General features: G+C 62.1%; 17 protein-coding genes. 8 read left to right on the top strand and 9 right to left on the bottom strand.

From position 1 onward, the window contains the following. Nucleotides 1-110: 110 nt before the first annotated feature. The gene (gene rsmC / locus ACW5W7_RS11770) at nucleotides 111-1,139 is read right to left on the bottom strand and encodes a 16S rRNA (guanine(1207)-N(2))-methyltransferase RsmC (RefSeq protein ID WP_456501832.1); all 1,029 of its coding nucleotides are present in this window, start codon (nucleotides 1,137-1,139) and stop codon (nucleotides 111-113) included. Between the two features lie 275 nt (nucleotides 1,140-1,414). On the opposite strand from rsmC, the gene dapA reads away from it, so the two are divergent. The 3 genes from dapA to ACW5W7_RS11755 all read left to right on the top strand — a co-directional run bounded on the left by dapA (nucleotide 1,415) and on the right by ACW5W7_RS11755 (nucleotide 4,780). Continuing rightward, nucleotides 1,415-2,287, top strand: a complete 873-nt coding sequence (dapA, locus tag ACW5W7_RS11765; protein WP_349920891.1) for a 4-hydroxy-tetrahydrodipicolinate synthase — start codon at nucleotides 1,415-1,417, stop codon at nucleotides 2,285-2,287. A gap of 94 nt (nucleotides 2,288-2,381) precedes the next feature. Further along, a complete protein-coding gene (locus tag ACW5W7_RS11760) occupies nucleotides 2,382-4,046 on the top strand; it encodes a GGDEF domain-containing protein (RefSeq protein WP_456501831.1) in 1,665 nt (554 codons plus the stop codon). Between the two features lie 143 nt (nucleotides 4,047-4,189). Continuing rightward, nucleotides 4,190-4,780 carry an HAD family hydrolase gene (locus tag ACW5W7_RS11755; protein ID WP_456501830.1) on the top strand — a complete coding sequence of 197 codons (591 nt, stop codon included), beginning with the start codon at nucleotides 4,190-4,192 and terminating at the stop codon, nucleotides 4,778-4,780. Nucleotides 4,781-4,915: 135 nt separating this feature from the next. On the opposite strand, the gene hfq is transcribed toward ACW5W7_RS11755, so the two are convergent. Further along, nucleotides 4,916-5,275 (bottom strand): RNA chaperone Hfq, encoded by a 360-nt coding sequence (gene hfq / locus ACW5W7_RS11750; protein ID WP_010675750.1) that lies wholly within the window; start codon nucleotides 5,273-5,275, stop codon nucleotides 4,916-4,918. A gap of 202 nt (nucleotides 5,276-5,477) precedes the next feature. Here hfq and ACW5W7_RS11745 point away from each other — a divergent pair, with 202 nt between their 5' ends. Genes ACW5W7_RS11745 through ACW5W7_RS11735 form a run of 3 tightly spaced genes read left to right on the top strand, consistent with a single transcriptional unit; the run spans nucleotide 5,478 to nucleotide 8,930 of the window. After that, complete coding sequence (locus ACW5W7_RS11745) at nucleotides 5,478-6,722, top strand: PqiA/YebS family transporter subunit (protein WP_456501829.1); 1,245 nt, start codon at nucleotides 5,478-5,480, stop codon at nucleotides 6,720-6,722. Beyond that, the gene (gene pqiB / locus ACW5W7_RS11740; RefSeq protein WP_456501828.1) at nucleotides 6,715-8,361 is read left to right on the top strand and encodes an intermembrane transport protein PqiB; all 1,647 of its coding nucleotides are present in this window, start codon (nucleotides 6,715-6,717) and stop codon (nucleotides 8,359-8,361) included. Before ACW5W7_RS11745 ends, pqiB begins: the two co-directional genes overlap by 8 nt. Continuing rightward, a complete protein-coding gene (locus ACW5W7_RS11735; protein ID WP_456501827.1) occupies nucleotides 8,361-8,930 on the top strand; it encodes a PqiC family protein in 570 nt (189 codons plus the stop codon). The genes pqiB and ACW5W7_RS11735 overlap by 1 nt, the downstream gene beginning before the upstream one ends. A gap of 63 nt (nucleotides 8,931-8,993) precedes the next feature. Here ACW5W7_RS11735 and ompA read toward each other — a convergent pair whose 3' ends face one another. Together ompA and ACW5W7_RS11725 are read right to left on the bottom strand one after the other, a co-directional pair. Further along, entirely contained in the window at nucleotides 8,994-10,019 is a 1,026-nt protein-coding gene (gene ompA, locus ACW5W7_RS11730) for a porin OmpA (RefSeq protein ID WP_456501826.1), read from the bottom strand. 284 nt (nucleotides 10,020-10,303) lie between these two features. Continuing rightward, nucleotides 10,304-11,311 carry an SGNH/GDSL hydrolase family protein gene (locus ACW5W7_RS11725; RefSeq protein WP_456501825.1) on the bottom strand — a complete coding sequence of 336 codons (1,008 nt, stop codon included), beginning with the start codon at nucleotides 11,309-11,311 and terminating at the stop codon, nucleotides 10,304-10,306. Between the two features lie 232 nt (nucleotides 11,312-11,543). On the opposite strand from ACW5W7_RS11725, the gene ACW5W7_RS11720 reads away from it, so the two are divergent. Then, on the top strand, nucleotides 11,544-11,924 hold the full coding sequence (locus tag ACW5W7_RS11720; RefSeq protein WP_456501824.1) for a YgiW/YdeI family stress tolerance OB fold protein: 381 nt from the start codon (nucleotides 11,544-11,546) through the stop codon (nucleotides 11,922-11,924). A gap of 63 nt (nucleotides 11,925-11,987) precedes the next feature. On the opposite strand, the gene mltC is transcribed toward ACW5W7_RS11720, so the two are convergent. The 5 genes from mltC to ACW5W7_RS11695 all read right to left on the bottom strand — a co-directional run bounded on the left by mltC (nucleotide 11,988) and on the right by ACW5W7_RS11695 (nucleotide 16,935). After that, nucleotides 11,988-13,088, bottom strand: a complete 1,101-nt coding sequence (mltC, locus tag ACW5W7_RS11715) for a membrane-bound lytic murein transglycosylase MltC (RefSeq protein ID WP_456501823.1) — start codon at nucleotides 13,086-13,088, stop codon at nucleotides 11,988-11,990. A 114-nt stretch (nucleotides 13,089-13,202) separates the two neighbouring features. Next, nucleotides 13,203-13,475: an oxidative damage protection protein gene (locus ACW5W7_RS11710; protein WP_139433930.1), complete on the bottom strand. Its 273-nt coding sequence runs from the start codon at nucleotides 13,473-13,475 to the stop codon at nucleotides 13,203-13,205. A 21-nt stretch (nucleotides 13,476-13,496) separates the two neighbouring features. Continuing rightward, nucleotides 13,497-14,558: an A/G-specific adenine glycosylase gene (gene mutY / locus ACW5W7_RS11705; RefSeq protein ID WP_456501822.1), complete on the bottom strand. Its 1,062-nt coding sequence runs from the start codon at nucleotides 14,556-14,558 to the stop codon at nucleotides 13,497-13,499. A 71-nt stretch (nucleotides 14,559-14,629) separates the two neighbouring features. Continuing rightward, nucleotides 14,630-15,316, bottom strand: coding sequence for a GspB family T2SS assembly factor variant ExeB (gene exeB / locus ACW5W7_RS11700; RefSeq protein WP_349920903.1), 687 nt, complete (start codon nucleotides 15,314-15,316; stop codon nucleotides 14,630-14,632). Then, complete coding sequence (locus tag ACW5W7_RS11695; RefSeq protein ID WP_456501821.1) at nucleotides 15,316-16,935, bottom strand: ExeA family protein; 1,620 nt, start codon at nucleotides 16,933-16,935, stop codon at nucleotides 15,316-15,318. Before ACW5W7_RS11695 ends, exeB begins: the two co-directional genes overlap by 1 nt. A gap of 220 nt (nucleotides 16,936-17,155) precedes the next feature. On the opposite strand from ACW5W7_RS11695, the gene ACW5W7_RS11690 reads away from it, so the two are divergent. Further along, a complete protein-coding gene (locus tag ACW5W7_RS11690; protein ID WP_456501820.1) occupies nucleotides 17,156-18,394 on the top strand; it encodes a multifunctional CCA addition/repair protein in 1,239 nt (412 codons plus the stop codon). Nucleotides 18,395-18,436: the final 42 nt, after the last annotated feature.

The raw sequence follows: 18,436 nt of genomic DNA, 5'->3' as shown, positions 1-18,436 counted from the left end.
TTTCAATCTGCTGCGAAAAAACACCCCAAAAGGGGTGGAAATCGTTTTCAGTCACCTTAACAGATCCCGTCTGGCACTCTCTATAGGTTTTATTAAGCACTTACATTTATTTACAGTTTGCTCAGGTAGACCTTGAATTTGGCATCGCTGCCGATGATCTCGGTCTGTTTAAAGTGAGCCTCCAGTATAGGCAGGTATCGCAGGAAGGCGTTGGCGACTATGGTCAGCGAGCCGTTGGCACTGAGGTAGGCGGGGGCTTTTTCCAGGAAGGTTTCGGTGGCGGCGTAGAAGGTCTTGAGGCCCGCATGGAAGGGGGGATTCGAGACGATATGTTGGAATTTCCCCTCAATGTCGGAGTAGACATCGGAGGCGTGCACCTTCCCCTGCAGACCGTTGGCAGCCAGGGTGCGGCGGCTGGATTCCAGTGCCAGGGCGCTGATGTCCACCAGGTTCACCTGCAGCTCGGGATTGCGCTTGGCCAGCGTGGCGCCGATGACGCCGGCTCCGCAGCCAAAGTCCAGCAGCTTGCCCGTCATGGGGGGGAGACTCGCCAGCAGCATCTGGCTGCCGAGATCCAGGCCGTCTGCGCTGAATACCCCGGGCAGGGCCATCACCGTCAACGAGGTGTCCCCGGCCTGGCATTCATAGCGGCTGAACCAGGCGTCCAGCTTGAACGGGGTGACCGGCTTGCTGAGCTCCCCGTGATAGAGGGAGCAGCGGCGCGCCGAATCCCGCTTGACCGGTTTCTCCCCATAAGCGGCCAGCAGCTTGTCGGCCCCGTTGATCCCCCCTCTGTTTTCTCCCGCCAGCAGCAGATCGGCACCCGTCTCCAGCAAGGGGGCCATCATGGCCAGCAGGTACTGGGCCTCGGCCTTGGCCTTGGGCATCAGCAGCAGCAGGGCATCGAAGCGGGGGGCGCCGCCAAGCTGGTGATCGAACAGAATGCGTTCGCCAAGGGCGGCCTGCTGGCTGAGGTAGTAGCAGTAGTCGGTGGTGAAGACCGCCAGGGAGTCAGTCAGTTCGGCCAGCTGGCGCGGATAGTCATCCTCCAGGGCGCCGCAGACGAGCAGCCGCTTGCCGACGAAGAGGGCTTGGTTACGTTCCAGCATCTGGCTGACGGCACTGACAGGACGACTCATTGGTTTTCTCCACGCAATTTTGGGCGGCCATTATACATGGCTGCTTTCGCCTTGACATTTATGCCGCCTTCCCGAAATATGCCAGACACCTTATATATCCAGAGATGAGCCATGCGTCAGCGCGTATCGAAACGAAAGCATAAACACAGCCTGATCCCCGGGCCTGCTGACGTGCGCGCGTAACCTCTCATCTCTGAGACGATTCTAGCCCCGGTAGCGACCCTCGTACCGGGGCTTTTTATTGACCCATTAATTCAGTCAGGAGAAGGAAATCCATGTTTCAAGGTTCGATAGTTGCCCTGATCACCCCTTTCAAACAGGGCCAACTGGATGAAGCCGCGCTGGTCCGTCTGGTGGAGTGGCACATAGCGCAGGGGACCCATGGCATAGTGCCGGTCGGTACCACGGGGGAGAGCCCGACCCTGACCCACGACGAGCATTGCCGGGTGGTGGAACTGGTGGTCAAGCAGGTGGCCGGTCGGGTGCCCGTCATCGCCGGTGCCGGCTCCAACAACCCGGTGGAGGCCATCGAGTACACCCGTCACGCCGAGCAGGCGGGGGCTGACGCCACCCTGCACGTGGCCGGTTACTACAACCGCCCGAATCAGGAGGGGTTGTATCATCACTTCAAGGCGGTGCATGACGCCACCACCAAGCCCATCATCGTCTACAACATCCCGCCCCGCGCCATCGTCGATGTGCAGCCGGCGACCCTGGCCCGGCTGGCCGAACTGCCGCGCATTGCCGGGGTGAAGGACGCCACCGGCGATCTGGCCCGTCCCTGGACCGAGCGTCAGCTCATCAAGAAGCCCTTCGCCTGGCTCTCCGGTGAAGATGCGACCGCGGTCGCCTACAACATAGGTGGCGGCCAGGGCTGCATCTCGGTGACCGCCAACGTGGCGCCCAAACTGGTGGCCGAGGTGCAAAACCTGGCCCTGGCCGGTGAGTGGCAGGCGGCTCGCGAGTTGCAGGACAAACTCATCCCGCTGCATCAGGCCATGTTCGCCGAGCCCAGCCCCGCCGGTGCCAAATATGCGGTCTCCTTGCTGGGGTTGTGCAGCGAAGAGTGCCGGCTGCCGGTGATGCCTCTGTCCGAGGCGACCCGCGAGCGTATTCGCAGCGCCATGCAAGCACTGGACCTGCTGTAAAAATGGGCTCTGGATCGCGCTTTTGATTGCCAAGTCAGTTAGCCGCTGACTTTGTCGATATACTCGCTTGGATACATTTCAAGGATGAGTGGGCATGCAAGAATGGGATCCGGAGCACTTCACCAGCTTTGAACATCTCTGTGAAGTGACCCTGGCGGCGGTCAGCGAGAAGACCGAAGCCGAGCAGATCTATCTATGGCTGCGGGCACCCGTGCCCCAGCTCTACTGTTACCGGCCGGAGTCGGGCTTGCTGTGCCTGGCTGCCGACGCCCTGTCGACCCTCCCGCTGCCCGTTTCCTTCATCGAACGCTCCCTGGCGCTTGGCCAACTGCTGGTGGAACCTGTGGCACCGACCCATGGGATCTGGGAGAGCGTCGAACCCGAGGCGCCGCGCCTGCGGGTCAGTTTCCCCCTCAAACGCCATCAGGGACTGGAGGCCGTGGTCTATCTGGAGACCCGCCGCCGCATAGATCGCCTGTCAAATCAAAAGAGACAGAGTATTCAGCTGCTGATGCATTATCTGGCAGCGGAACTGGAAGGAAGAAGGCTCGCCAGCCAGGTGGACAGGGAGCGGGATCAGCGCCTCAACACGCAGGCGGACCTCGTTCGCAGCCAGGCCCTGCAGGATGCCTTCCTCCATCTGTTGCAGGCCCTGCATGAGGTCGGAGTCAGGCTCTCTCGCTGCGACAGCGAGGATCAACTGCTGCACGACGCCGTGGTGCTCGCCCGGGAGGAGTTACAGTTCGATCGGGTCGCCATCTTCCTCATCGACAACGACCGCAAGACCATGCACGGCACCTGGGGTACCAACGAGGCGGGAGAGCTCACCAACGAACGCCATTTCGTCACCCCCATCCCGGAGCATCCCACGGTGCAGGAGGCGCTGCGGCGCAAGGATTATGTGTTGGTGCTGGAGGATGCCCCCCTCTATTACGAGCAGCAGGAGGTGGGACGGGGCTGGAATGCCATGGTCTCGCTGTGGGACGGGGCCATCCCCATCGGCTGGATCGCCGCCGACAACCTGCTCTGGCGCCGGCCCCTCAAGGCTTATCAGAGCGAGATCTTCAAGCAGTATGCCGCCACGCTCTCCCAGTTGCTGATCCGCCAACGTACCCAGTCGGCGCTTGAGCGTTTCAATCGGGAGCTGGAGCAGAGGGTGCAGGAACGCACCCGGCAGCTGGCCGATACCAACAGGGCGCTGGAGGAGGCCAACCGGCGCCTCTCCCTATTGTCCCTGGAAGATCCCTTGACCGGGATTGCCAATCGCCGCCAGTGGGACATCACCATGGAGCGGGAGTGGGAGCGGGCCCGCCGTCATCAGGGGGTATTGGCGGTGCTGATGATCGATGTGGACGAGTTCAAGTCCTACAACGATCACTTCGGCCACGGCAAGGGCGACCAATGCTTGCAGCAGGTGGCGGCGCTGCTGCAGGAGACGGAGCGACGGCGGACCAACCTGGTGGCCCGCTATGGCGGGGAGGAGTTTGTCATTCTGCTGTGTGCGCCGCAGCCGGGAGAGGCGGAGCGGCTGGCGGAGCAGATCCACCAGGGACTGGACAGGCTGCAGATCCCCCATCCCGCCTCCCGGGTGGAGGCACATCTCACGGTCAGCATCGGTTTCAGCTATCTCATTCCCTCATCGGACAAGGGGTGGCAGACCCTCACCGAGCAGGCGGATCAGGCGCTCTATCATGCCAAGTCCCGAGGGCGGGCCTGTACCCTGGCCTATCGGGTGGACTCTCTCGTCGCTCCCCATTGAGCCCGCCTGGCTCACGGGCTTCGACGAGTGTGATCCCATCATCATAAATGGGGCCGCAAGCGTTTCTCGTCCTCGGGCGCATGGCGAGATGCCCCGGCTCTGGCTAGAATGGGGGCCCATTTTTCAACGACAGATCCCGCATCATGACCCTCTCCGGATTTAAAGGCCTGGTTTTCGACCTCGACGGAACCCTGGTGGACTCCATGCCGCTGCACCTGGCCGCGTGGGAGCATACCGCACGGGAATTTGGCTTCCGCTTCGATGGGGAGTGGTTTTATGAGCTGGGGGGCATGCCGAGCCGCAAGATAGCCCTGCTGGTGGCCGAGGATCAGCAGATTGTGCTGGATCCTCTGGTCGTGACCCGCTGCAAGACGGAGCACTATGTGGCCAACCTGCACAAGGCGACGCCTTTCCCGGCCATGCTGGAACTGGTGGAGCGCTATCATGGCCTCATTCCCATGGGGATTGGGACGGGATCTCCCCGGGTCAATGCCGAGGCCGTGCTGCGCAATACCGGATTGGATCGCTACTTCCCGGTGGTGGTCACCGCCGACGATGTCGAGCTGCACAAACCCCATCCGGACACCTTCCTGCTGGTGGCGCGTCGCCTCGGGGTCGAGCCGGGTCAATGTCTGGTATTCGAAGACACGGGCATAGGTGCCCAGGCCGGTCAGGCGGCGGGCATGCAGGTGTGCATGGTCAAGGCAGGAAAGCCGGTCGGATTGAGCTACTGAGTCGGGAGGGGGCGGGTCTGGCCACCCGGGGTAAAACGTCCACTCTCATACGGGACAGGCGATAAACATGAGAGTGGACGGTCACTTGCGCCAGGAGATGACGTGGCGAAGCGCGGGGCAGGAAAAGAGCGAGCCTTATTGCTCGCTGCTGCCGCCCTGATTGTCGTCATAGCGACTCGGTGCACCGTGGGGGCGCGGCGCCATGGAGACGCGGGGCTTGCGGGCACGCTGGATGCTCACGGCCGGGCGACCGGAGTGCATGGCGATGGTGGAGATCTTGGCCTTGTAAACCAGCTGCTGGTTGCCATGGGCATCGGTCAACAGCACGCTGTACTGGTCGAAGCCGCTGATGGTCCCCTCCAGCTTGATGCCGCTCACCAGGAAGATGGCGACCTGACTGCGATTTTTGCGCAACCAGTTGAGGGCGGAATCCTGCCCATTTCCAAGTGAGAATGCTTGCTCAATCGTGGAGTAGCTTGGGGATTCAGTTGTCATAAATTATTGTCCCGCGAAGAAAAGTGGCGTTTGATTGTGCTAAATGGTTACAGGCTTGTCAAAGCCATTCTCTTTTCCTAGATGAGGGCTTAATGCCCCAAAGAACAGGGCTGGTGGTTCAGGGCGGCGGCTGCGATAATTGACCGCTCTGGCCGTGACAGGCCTCCGCTGGGATCCTATCTTGCATCCGGTTTCAAATCCAATGACTTATACCCATGACGCGACGGCCTGTGAAGAGTGCGATCTGCTGGTCCCGGCCACCTCCCTCGCGGTGGGGGAGACGAGCAGTTGCCCCCGTTGCGGTCACACCCTGAGCCGACACCTGCCCGAGCAGGAGCGCAGGCCGCTGGCCTATGGTTTTGCCGCCCTCATCATGTTCGTGCTCTCCAACACCTTCACCTTCATGTCGTTCTCATCCAACGGGTTGGGGCAGGAGATGACCTTCCTGCAGTGCATTACCACCCTGGTGGAGCAAGGCTATCTGTTCCTCGGCGCCGTGTTGAGCCTGACCCTGATCGGTCTGCCTCTGGTCTATGTGGGCTCCATCATGCTGGTGCTGTGGCGCATCGACAAGGATATGCACAGCCGTGCACTGCGCTCCCTCGGCCGTTTGCTGTGCCGGATCCGGCCCTGGCTGATGGTGGATGTCTTCCTGATCGGGGTGCTCATCTCCCTGGTCAAGCTGATGGGCATGGCGGACATCAAGATGGGGCTGTCGTTCTGGGCTTTCGTCGGCTATACGCTGCTGCTCATCAAGATGATGTCATCGCTGGACAGGATGTGGCTGTGGCAACGGCTGTTTGGCCAGACCGAGCCGAGGGAGCTGGATCCCGAGGCGAGCGCCATGGCATCCGGACTGGTTGGCTGCCACATCTGCGGCGCCCTGAGCGAGGCCGGTACCGACCGTTGCCCGCGCTGCGGCGATCACCTCCATGCGCGCAAGCCAGGTGGGCTGAACCGGACCTGGGCGCTGCTGATCACCTCGGTGATCCTCTACATTCCCGCTAACGTCTATCCCATCATGGACACGGTGTTTCTGGGTGACGACAGCCCCTCGACCATACTGGGCGGGGTGGTGCTGCTGTGGGCGCTGGGTTCCTATCCCATCGCCGCCGTCATCTTCTTCGCCAGCGTGGTCATCCCCCTGGTGAAGATCCTGGCGCTGTTGTGGCTCTGCTTTGTGGTGCAGCGGGGCCAGGGCGCCTCGCCCCTGCGCAAGCTCAAGCTCTATCGCATGACCGAATTTGTGGGACGCTGGTCGATGATCGACGTCTTCGTGGTGGCCATCCTGGCCGGTCTCATCCGGCTCGATAATCTGATGTCCATCTATCCTGGCCCCGCCGCCGTCGCCTTTGCCGGCGTCGTGCTGATCACCATGGTGGCCGCCATGAGTTTCGATTCCCGTCTGATCTGGGATTTACAACAAGGAGAGCGCGAACGTGAGTGAGCGTAAGACAAGGTGGAAACCCGGCTCGGACTTTCTGAGCTCGGCCGCCGCAATCTGGATGGTGCCGCTGCTGGCGCTGTTCATCGGTGCCTGGATGCTGTTCCAGCATTGGTATTCGCAAGGCCCCAGCTTCACCCTGACCGTGGCCACGGCCGAGGGCATAGTCGCGGGCAAGACGGTGATCCGCTCCCGCGAGGTGGAGGTGGGCCGCATCGAAGCGGTGGAGCTCAGCGACGACTACAGTCACGCCGTGCTCAAGGGGCGGCTGAGCAATGCCGCCGCTGGCATGCTCAAGAAAGACAGCCAGTTCTGGGTGGTCAAGCCCAGGGTTGGACGGGAAGGGGTCTCCGGCCTCGGCACCCTGCTCTCCGGCGCCTATATCGAGCTCTCCCCCGGCAAGAAGGGCAAGGCGCTCAACACCTATGCTATGCTGGACAGGCCGCCTCTGGCTTCGCTGGATGCCAAGGGGCTGCGGCTCTCCCTCAGTAGCCGCGATGCGCGTGCCCTGGGGGTGGGATCGCCCATCAACTACCAGGGCTTCACCATCGGTCAGGTGGAAGAGGCCAAGTTCCTGCCAGAGAAGAGCGAGATGGAGTATCAGCTCTTCATCAATGCACCCTATGACACTCTGGTAAGCAGCAACTCCCGCTTCTGGTTGACCCCGGGCTTCGAGGTCTCCATGAGCAGCGAGGGCATGAAGGTCAAGATGGACTCGCTGGAGACGTTGCTCGACGGCGGCATCACCATGGGGCTGCCGCCTGGCTGGTACCCCGGTGAACCGGCCAAACAGCATGACGAGTTCGTGCTGTTCCAGGACGAGGCGAGCGTGCTGGCCGGTAGCCTGGATCAGTTCATCGATTACGTCTTCCTGTTCGAGGACAACGTGGGTGGCCTGCATCCCGGTGCGGCGGTGCAATATCGCGGCATCCGGGTGGGTACCGTGATCTCGGCCCCCTATCTCATCGATGACAAGGGCGTGCAGCTGTTCAAGAATCGCGAGATCCCTGTGCTGGCCCGCATCGAGGTGCAGCGGCTTTCCCATCGCTATGCCAATGCGGAGAAGGAACAGTGGCGCGCCCTGTTCAGCAAGCAGTTCAAGGAAGGCTTGCGGGCATCCCTCAAGACCTCGAACCTGCTGACTGGTGGCAAGGTGGTGGATCTCAACTTCTACCCGGATGTGCCGGCCTACAAATCGGTCAAGGTGGCGGGTTATCAGGTGTTCCCGACCGTGCAGGCCGGGCTGGATCAGATAGAGCGCAAGGTGAACCTCATCCTCGACAAGTTCGTCGACATGGACATGACCACCACACTCACACAGGTCAACAGCACTCTGGCGACTCTGGACAAGACCCTCAAGCACGTCAGCGCCGTGAGTGCCAATCTGGAGCAGTTTACCGGTCAGGACTCGACCCAGCAGTTGCCGGCCTCGCTCAATGAGAGCCTCAAGCAGTTGCAGGAGACGTTGCAAACCTATGATGCCAGCTCCCAGACCAATCAGGAGTTGCGTCAGTCGGTGCAATCCCTCAACCAGCTGATGGGCGAATTGCAGCCCCTGGTACATTCCCTGAACGAGCAACCGAGTTCACTGATCTTCGATCGCTCTCGTCCCCAGGATCCTGAGCCCCAGCGAGGAAAATGATGAAAAAAAGGATGATGACCCTGGCCTTGCTGGGCCTGTTGGCGGGTTGCAGCTCGGCCCCTGCCAGCCTGCACTATTATTCGCTCGATACGGGCAGCCAGCCCGCGCCGCTGATGGCGACTAAACCCCAGCATCAGCTGGTGCTGCGCCCTGTCGCCCTGGCGGGGCAGCTGGATCGTGTGAGCCTGGTCTATCAGCTGGAGGGCAACGAGCTGCACTTTGCCGAATACCACCGCTGGGCGGGCTCGCTGGATGCCCAGCTGAACCAGTTGGCCCTGAGCGGCCTCTCCAGCCGGTTGCCTAGCTGGGTGGTGCGTCAGGACGGGGCCCGCAAGGGCCCGGTGCTGAGCATCTCGGTAGAGCGCTTCCAGGGACGTCACGACGGCCGCGCCTTGCTGAGTGGCCGCTGGCGCCTGTTGACGGAGGACGGTGTGGTGCTGCGGGACGTGCCCTTCCAGCAGGCGCGGGTACTGCCAGCCGATGGCTATGGCACCCTGGTCGACGAGCTGGGACAGGGTTGGCAACAGTTGCTGGACCAGATCGCGACAGAGGTGCGCAAAGCCGGTTGAGACCGGCATGAAAAACGGGAGGCCAAGGCCTCCCGTTTTGTTTTCTGGCAGATACGGACGAGGTTACTGCTGGACCTCGGAGACCCCTTGCACCTTGACCTCGACCCGGCGATCCGGGGCCAGGCAGACGATCAGCTCACGCTTGGACTTGCTGGTGCAGCTGTCGCCGGTAACTGGGGAGTTCTTGCCGTGCCCTTCCACGTTCACCTTGCCAGCAGGCAGGCCCTTGCCGATCAGGTAGTTGGCCACGGTCTGTGCCCGCTGCTCGGAGAGCTTCTGGTTGTAGGCATCGGAACCGATGCGGTCGGTGTAACCGATGACGGTGGCGGAACCATCCTTGGGTCTGGCTTCCTCAATCTGGTTGTAGAGGGTGTCCAGCGCCTGGCCGGCTTCCGGCTTGAGGGTGGCCTTGTTGAAGTCAAACAGCACATCCGAACTCAGGGTGAACTGCTTGTCCACCACGACCGGCTCTGGTGCCGGGGCGGCGACAGGCAGGGCCGGTGCAACCTGACCGAAGCGATAGACGGCGGCCACGGAGAGCAGGCCGTTGTCCATGCGCAGGCCGGTGTCATCTCGGCTGCCATAGGGGGTGCTGTACTGGTATTCGAGGCGGGCGGCCCAGTCCAGGTTGAGGGCATATTCGGCCCCGAGGGCGCCGACGAAGATGCCACGGCTGTCATTGTCCAGCTCGTCGCTGCTGCTCCAGCCATAGCCACCACCGACGCGGCCATAGAGATCCAGGCTCTCGGTGACCGGGAAGCCGAGTTTTAGAGAGAGCTGGGCCATCTGGGCCTCGACGGCATCGTTGAAGGCCGCGCCGTTACGGGTACCGCTATATTTGTATTTGCCCAGATAGTCGTAACCCAGCTCGACCCCCAGATTCCGGTTGATCTGGTAACCCACGAAGGCACCGGCGCCGACTTCGTCGTCATCCTTGTCCGTGGTGGTGATGGTGTTGCTTTCGTCGAAGTTGTAGAAGTTGGACCAACCCAATTTGGCACCGCCATACCAGGTATTGTCTTGTCCGGCTGCCTGAGCGTTGGCCGCAAGCAAGCCTGAAACCAGCAAGGTAATCAGTGTTTTTTTCATGTGAAGCCTCTGCAATTTTGTTTGTCGGGAGGCTGGAACCGTATCGCCTCGCCGTATGGGTTGGGCCAGTGGCCGGCCACAACATGTTTAAACGTAGCCCGTTTTTTTTGAACCTCAAGCAACTGATATAAAACATATTGTGATAACTATGCCCATCATAGGGGAGTTATTCGGGAAGAGGGCCAGTATGACTCCGATTTGTGACGGGGGTCATATGAGTTGCTTGGAGGTTGCTCAAGCGGGCAGACACAAAAAAGGCCGACATGCTGTCGGCCTTGGCATCCTCACTGGGGGATGAACTCGTACTGCTGCTCGATGAAGGCGCCAGCCCGCTCGCTCAGGGCCGCATGCACGGCCGTGGTGGGGTGCACCTGATCCCAGAACATCTTGCCCTCGCAGTTGAGCTCGCTTGCACTGCGACGTGCCATGGGGGAGGCGACGGCCTGCGCCAGCAAGGGGTTGCCGGCGATGGCGAGGCGCTCTGGCTCGCTGAAAGCCGCGAGCTGGTTGTTGCTGGCCGCGCTGCGAGAGGCGAATGGCTTCCACACATAGCCGCCGCCGTAGCAGGCATGTTCGGTGTCGCTCAGGCCGAAGTTCTGCGGCTCACGCAGCATCTCGGCGAATTGCTTGTCTATCTCGAACAGCTTCACCAGGCCGGTGGGCGCCAGCTGGCGTGCCAGATTCAACAGCAGTTCGTTATGGTAGGCCGAGACATGGCTGGCGGCTTTCACTACATTCTGGCTGCGTGCCGAGGGGTTCTGGCCGAGATCCGGCAGGTTGAACAGCAGTATCTGCTTGGCACCGTTGAGCACCATGCGATTCGCCGAGTCGCTGATGACATCCCGCACCCGCTTGGCATCCTGCTCGGTGTTCCAGCCATAGGCCAGATAATCGTTGGCGCCGACCCAGAGGATCACCAGATCGTCAGGCTTGAAGCTGTCTTTCTCCAGGAACTGGGTGATCTCGTAGTCAAGGTTGTTGATGACCTGATACTTGGGGTTCCAGGAGATCTTGTTGTAGGCCACCGCGGTGGCGCCCCCTTCGGCCTCGTTGGCGATCGTCAGCCCCGGGAACTGCTGGGTCAGCTGCTCCAGCCAGACCGGACCGTTGGAGAAACGGCCCTGATAATAAGGAGGGCTGGAGGGGAGATAACCGCGCATCTTGCCGTACATCTTGCCGGTGTCGGAGAGGCTGTCACCGAACATGACGATGCGGGAGAAGGCGGGACGCGGCTCGGCGGCCTGGGCCGTCAGTGCGCAGAGTCCCAATAAATACAGAAACCATTTTTTCATGTCGTCTTTCTCATTGGATGCAGGCCTTGCCTGCGGGCTTTTCCTCGATGGCGCCGGGCTGGGGACCCGTTTGCCACACCGCAGGGTATTTGGCCGAATTTAATTTCGCATCCATGGGGTATAATTAAATCGATTTCGGTCACACTCGGCTCCCCCACATGGGGGAAGCTTCACGTTTGTTTCACGGTCAGGGGGGCAAGATAGCCCCATACCGCAACGACAGGAGCATGAGATGAACAAAGCAAGCGTAATCGGCCTGGTGGCCCTGATGTCCGTATCCTCTTTCGCCATGGCGGCTTACACAGGCCCGCAGGAGCAGAATGTCATCACCGTTGCCCAGTTGAAGGATCAGCGTGACGATAGCTGGGTGACCCTGGAAGGCAAGCTGACCAAGCACCTGGGTGGCGAGAACTACCTGTTCCGCGACGCCAGCGGCGAGGTTGAGGTGGAAGTGGATGGGGATGTGTGGCGTGGCATCGAAGTGGGCCCGAACGATCTGATCCGCATCCGTGGCGAAGTGGATCACAGCTGGGACAAGACCGAGGTCGAGGTGGAACGCCTGGAAAAAGTCGGCGCAGCGGCCCCGAGCAAGGGTGGCTTCATCACCAAGTAAGCGGCGAAAGCCGCTCCAACGAGAAGGGCGCTCCATGAGCGCCCTTCCTGTTTTGGGTGGTCGTCAGCCGGCCCGGCTGGGCACGCTGCGCTTGAACCCCTTCTCGGCCTGATTGACCTTGTAGAGGTAGCGACGGGCTTCTGCTTTGGGATGCTGCTCGGTCAGCACCTGATAGACCGCCTCGGGGGAGAGCCGGTTTATCATGCCGGGGGCCGCCTTGCGGTCGCTGGAGAAGGTGTTGAGCACCCCTCCGGCCCCGCCGTTGTAGGCGGAGATCACTGCATAGCGCCTCGACTGGGGATCCTGGATATCCGCCAGATAGACGGTCTGCAGCAGGTGCAGATAGGCGGTGCCCACGTCGATGTTGTAGGCCGGATTGAACAAGTCCTCCCGGGTCGGCTGGCCGTTCTTGCCCTTGACCCGCACATAGACGTCGCGCCCCGCCGTGGCCGGGATCACCTGCATCAGGCCGTAGGCGTTGGCGTGGCTGACCGCATAGGGGTTGAAGCTGCTCTCGGTCTTGATCACCGCGTAGATCAGGCTCTCGGCGACTCCGTACTTGCGGGAGGCGTCGCGGATGATGCTGGCGTATTTGTAGCCGCGCTTGTCCTCATGGTTCGCCACCATGGGGATGTCGATGAAGAAGATGTTGCGAATACCGAGGGTGCGCTTCTTCATGGCGGTGTTGAGCAGGTAGTCCGCATAGCGCTCTGCGCGCCAGCTGGAGCGGATCGGCTGGCCCTGGTTGTCCAGCACCTGACCGTAGAGGAAGGGCTCGCCGCCGGGCATGATCTCCCGGTCGGAGTAAAGATCCACTTCCGCCGGATCGTCCGGTGTCATCAGGGTTTCGATGATGGCACGGCGCAGGTGGGCGCGGGGATCCAGTCCGGAGACGGTCTCCACCATGATGTGGCCGCTGGAGAAGTCGATGTGGGCCCGGCTCTTGTACTGATCCGTGTATTTGACGTAGTCAAACTTGCCCGCCAACAAGGCTTCTCGCCCCCAGATCTCGTTCACGTTGTGAGAGAGGGCACTGATCATGTGTTCGAAGCCACGTATGTCCTTGCCGTTGATCAGGTCCTCGTCATCTTCGCGGGGGGCGGGGGAAGAGGAGCAGGCAGAGAGAAACAGCACGGCGCACAGCAGCCAAAAAAGTCGACCCATAAAATCCTCAAGCAAGGTGGCCGGGCCACCCGTCATTCATGAACCCTGAGCAAGGAGGGAGGTGGCCGTTGACGGCCCGATGCTGGAAGGCGAACCCCTGCCCAGGGCTAATTGTTACTGGCTGGGAGGGGTGTAGCCGTCGATGGCCACTTCACCCGCTTCAAACAGGTAGCTCACCATCTCTTTTTCCAGCAGCTGACGATGTTCGAGGTTCATCATGTTCAGCTTTTTCTCGTTGATCAGCATCACCTGCTTTTTCTGCCATTCGGTCCAGGCTTCCTTGCTGATGTTGTCGAAGATCCGCTTGCCGAGCTCACCGGGGTAGAGTTGGAAATCGAGACCCGGCGCCTCTTTCTTCAGACGCTGGCAGAATACGGTACGGCTCATGTTGACCTCTGTGGTTGCAACTCAGGATTGTAAGTCCGGGTAGGCGAGCAGGCGGGCCGTAGCGGCCGCCAACCCCACCTCGGCAGGATGGCGTAAGTTATACCAGAGTCGGGAATCCGCTTCCATGAGCAGCGGGGGCGGCGGGGCAGTCAGTTCGATCAGCAGAGGCTGGATATCCAGGTGGAAGTGACTGAAGGTGTGACGAAAACCAGTCAGTTCCCGGTAGCCGGCGCCCTGCAGTCCCAGTGCCTGCAAACGCGCCTCCACCTCGGGCAGTGCCTCCACCTGCGGGAAGCAGTAGAGCCCGCCCCAGATCCCCTGGGGAGGGCGCTTCTCCAGCAACAGCTGATCGCCGCTGCGGATGATCAGCATGATGCCGGTGCGGGCGGGGATGCTCTGCTTGGGCTTGCTGTTGGGGTAGGCGGTGGGGTTGCCTTGCGACAGCCCCTGGCAATCGCTCTGGACCGGACAGCGCCCGCAGGCGGGCTTGCTGCGGGTACAGACGGTGGCCCCCATGTCCATCATGGCCTGGTTGTACTGGGCGACGCCGAGCCTGGGGGTGAGGCGAGTCGCCAGATCCCAGAGGGTGTTCTCCACAGTCTTCTGCCCGGGCCAGCCCGGCAGCGCCAGCCAGCGGGTGAGTACCCGCTTCACGTTGCCGTCCAGAATGGCGTGGGGCTGACCGAGCGACAGGGAGAGCACGGCGCCGGCGGTGGAGCGGCCGATCCCTGGCAGGGCCATTACCTCCTCCAGCCGTTCCGGGAACAGGCCGCCGTGCAGATCGCGGATAGCCTGGGCTGCCTTGTGCAGGTTGCGGGCTCGGGCGTAGTAGCCGAGTCCGGTCCAGTGGTGCAGTACTTCGTCGATGGGGGCATCGGCCAGGGCCAGCACATCGGGGAAGCGTTCCATAAAGCGCTGATAATACGGAATGACCGTCGCAACCTGGGTCTGTTGCAGCATGATCTCGGAGATCCAGACCCGGTAGGGGGTCTTGTCCTGCTGCCAGGGCAGGGTCTTGCGGCCATGGATCTGGTACCAGTCCAGGATCCGGGTGGCGAAGGAGGCGTTGTCTGGGTTGCTCACGATATGCTCATCTTATTGATTAAAAAGGGGAGCTCTCGGGCTCCCTCTTGTGGTCTGTCGATATGGCGGGGTTATCCGCGCCAGTCCTGCAGCGCCTTGAGGCTGGCATGCTGGCCGCCGACCTGCAGCACTATATCATCCTGGGCGATGGCGATCAGGGTGACCCCGGGGGCAATCTCGCTCCCTTCATGCAGCTCTCGCCCGTTGAGCACCACGGCCCGCTTGGCCGGATCGGAGGAGTAGTTGTGGGCACCATAGGTCAGCGGTGGCACCTGCTGCTTGATGGCCGCGGGCAGGGCACCGAGGGGAATGGCCCCGGCCGAACGCTCGATCTGGGGCGTCGACTCTTCCACCAGCGGAGTGTTGTTGAGGGCCATCATGATGCGCTCCGCCAGACTCTGGCCATTGTTGGTGGCGCTGGCCGTTGCCTTGGGGGCCGGGGCCGCCTTGGGTTGCACCACGGGTTCCGGCAGCGGGGGCGGCAGGGGGCGGGTGATCATCGGCTTGGGCTCGACCCGCACGAAGGGCGGCGTCACCACCTCTTTCACTTCGATCTGCTGCTCGATGGGCTTGAGGTGATAGAGATGCCAGCCATAGTTGGCGCCCGCCCCCATGACGAGGGCGAGCGGCGCCAGCAGCCACCAGATCCAGCGGCGGTTGGGCTCTTCATCCTGGCTCACGGGCAGCCCCATGAGCGGCATGTGCGGGGTGAATTGGGGTTGATCGGCCCGGCGCAGGGCTTTGAGCAGGGTCGACATCAGGAGGCCTCCTCCATCATTTCATCCAGTTTCACCGGGACATCGGCGCGCAAGGTATCGTCCTCCAGCTTGGGCATGGGTTCACCCGCCTGCACGTTCAGGCGCAGCAGGGTGTTGCTGCCGGCAATCCCGTCCGGGGTCAGCCCCTGCTCGCGCTGGAACTGCTGCAACTTGTTCTTGAGCTCGGCATCGAAGCGGCTCACCTTGCGATCCGGCTGTTGCATGGCGCGGCTGAGGGCATTGTCCAGCCATTGCACCTGGGTTGGGCCGGCGTTGCTGCCGATGAGCGACACGCCGCCTTTGGGCATGCGCCACAGCAGGGTGTAGCTCCCTCCCCAGGCATCGGCGAGCCACTGGCGGTCTACCTGCCAGCTCTGGTTGCCGATGAGCAGGGAGGCCTTGTCCGGCCCCAGATTCACCAGGGTGGCGTAGTAGAGACCGCCGGTCGCATCGGTCAGGCTGATGAGGGCCGGGTGTTGCAAGGCTTGCAGCTCCGCCAGGGTGGCATCCCCCTCCTGGCAGCGCAGACCGGCGCGAGGGGCGTTGTCACAGGTCGCCTCCTCCAGCTCGGCCTGGTAGCCCCACACCTTGTAGAGATTCTGCATGGCCACATCGGGCTCGATCGCCTGATTGATGGCCCGGGTCAATTGCTCCTGCTGCTCCGGCGTGTCGTCCACCTTGACCGGGATCTCCACCTTGACCACAGGACGGGTGGGGAAGACGCCGATGAACTGCCAACCCCACCAGCCGGTCGCGACCAGCAGGGCGCCGACCAGCGCCACGGTCAGGCCGGACTGCCAGCTTCCCTCATCACGAATGCCGCTCACCTCGAAGGCCGCCTGGCTGATGTCGCCATGGACTATCTTGTGGCTGCCACGGGCGAAGGCGGCGATGAGGGCGCGATCGCAGATGAGGTTGATGAGGCGCGGGATGCCGCCGGAGAGGCGGTGCAGGGTCTGGATCGCTCTGGGAGTGAAAATGGGCTGGATGCAGCCGGCCACCTGCAGGCGGAAGCGCACATAGGCATCCACATCCTGGCGCGACAGCGGCAGCAGGTGGTAGCGGGCGGTGATGCGCTGGGCCAGCTGACGCAGCAGGGGCTGGCGCAACATTTGTTGCAGCTCTGGCTGGCCGATGAGCACGACCTGCAGCAGTTTCTTCTCGTCGGTTTCGAGATTGGTGAGCAGACGTAGTTGTTCCAGCACGCCTGGTAGCAGATGCTGCGCTTCATCCACCAATACTACAGTGCGTTTGCCTGCCGCCAGGTTGGCCAGCAGCTGATCGCGGATGAGGTCGAACAACGGCTTGAGGCCCGCGTCTTTCTCATAGGACAGCTGGAACTCGTCGCAGATGGCCGCCAGCAGATCCCGCTCGGTCAGGGAGGGATTGAGGATGTAGGCGATCTCGGTGTCGACCGGCAACTGCTGCAACAGGCAGCGGGAGACCGTGGTCTTGCCCGTTCCCACTTCTCCGGTGAGCAGCACGAAGCCCCCCCCATCCTGCAACCCGTAGTTGAGGTGGGCCAGGGCCTCCCCATGGCGTTCGCTCATATAGAGATATTTGGGGTTGGGCGAGATGGAGAACGGGGGCTCCGACAGACCGAAGAACTGTGTGTACATAAGGATCCATTCCATTGTTATGGGCGGCAGGTTAAAGCCTCCCCCCGGGGATGTCAAAGACCCGGATACCATAAGAGGGTCATCCTACCCGGTGGCTCAAATGGCGAGGTTGATCGGGGTCGAATTATCACACCCGCTGACGGAGATGCCGGAGTTGGGGACATCGTCTCCCCGGCGCAAAAGCGGTATCATCGAGGCAGGTTTATTGAGGAGAGTGCGTGTGCAGACTTATCTGGTTGGGGGAGCGGTGCGGGATCGCCTGTTGGGCTTGCCGCAGGGGGACAGGGATCACCTGGTGGTCGGTGCGACCGTGGAGCAGATGCTGGGTCTCGGCTTCACTCAGGTTGGCCGCGATTTTCCGGTGTTCCTGCATCCCAAGACCCAGCAGGAGTACGCCCTTGCCCGCACCGAGCGCAAACAGGGGCAGGGCTATACCGGTTTTGTCTGCCATGCCGCGCCGGACGTCACGCTAGAACAAGATTTGCTGCGCCGGGATCTCACCATCAACGCCATCGCCGAGGATGAGAGCGGCCAGTTGCATGACCCCTATGGCGGTCTGCAGGACCTGAAGGCCCGGTTGCTGCGCCACGTCTCCCCGGCCTTCGCCGAGGATCCCCTGCGCATCCTGCGGGTGGCGCGCTTCGCCGCGCGCTTCCATGCCCAGGGTTTCGTGGTGGCCCCACAGACCCAGGCTCTGATGCAGCAAATGACGGCGGCGGGAGAGCTGGCCCACCTGACCCCGGAGCGGGTCTGGAAGGAGCTGGAGAAGGTGTTGCTGGGGCCGACCCCCGCCGTCTTCTTCGAGGTGCTGCGCGAATGCGGTGCCCTCAAGGCGCTGTTCCCCGAGCTGGATGCCCTGTTCGGGGTACCGGCCCCGGCCAAGTGGCACCCGGAGATAGACACCGGCATCCACACCATGATGGTGCTGACGCAGGCCTGCCAGCGCTCCCCCGATCTGGCGGTGCGCTTCGCGGCGCTTTGCCATGACTTTGGCAAGGGGCTGACCCCCCCTGAGTTCTGGCCGAGCCATCACGGCCATGGCCAGAAGGGGCTGCCTCTCATCCGGGATTTCTGCGAGCGCTTTCGGGTGCCGAACGATTGCCGGGATCTGGCGCTGCTGGTGAGCGATCTGCACACCCACATCCACATCGCGTTTGAACTCAAACCCGCCACCCTGCTCAAGCTGTTCGACAAGGCGGATGCCTGGCGCAGGCCCGAGCGCTTCGCCCAACTGCTGGACACCTGCCGCGCCGACTTCCACGGTCGCACCGGCTTCGAGGAGCGGGTCTATGCCGAGCCGGACTATGTGGCCCAGGCACTGACGGCGGCCCAGGCCGTGCCGGTCAAGGAGATAGTGGCGGCAGGCTTCAAGGGGGAGGCGATCCGCGAGCAGCTCGGCAAACGGCGGCTCGATGCCATCAGCCGGGTGCGGGACGAGTGGACCTTTATCGACGAGTGATGAGATCCCTTCAGCGGCTCGATGGGCCAAGCCTGAACGGTT

Source organism: Aeromonas intestinalis (genome assembly GCF_054052485.1).
The sequence above is the reverse complement of the archived record's forward strand: the minus strand, read 5'-3'. Positions and strand labels throughout refer to the sequence as shown.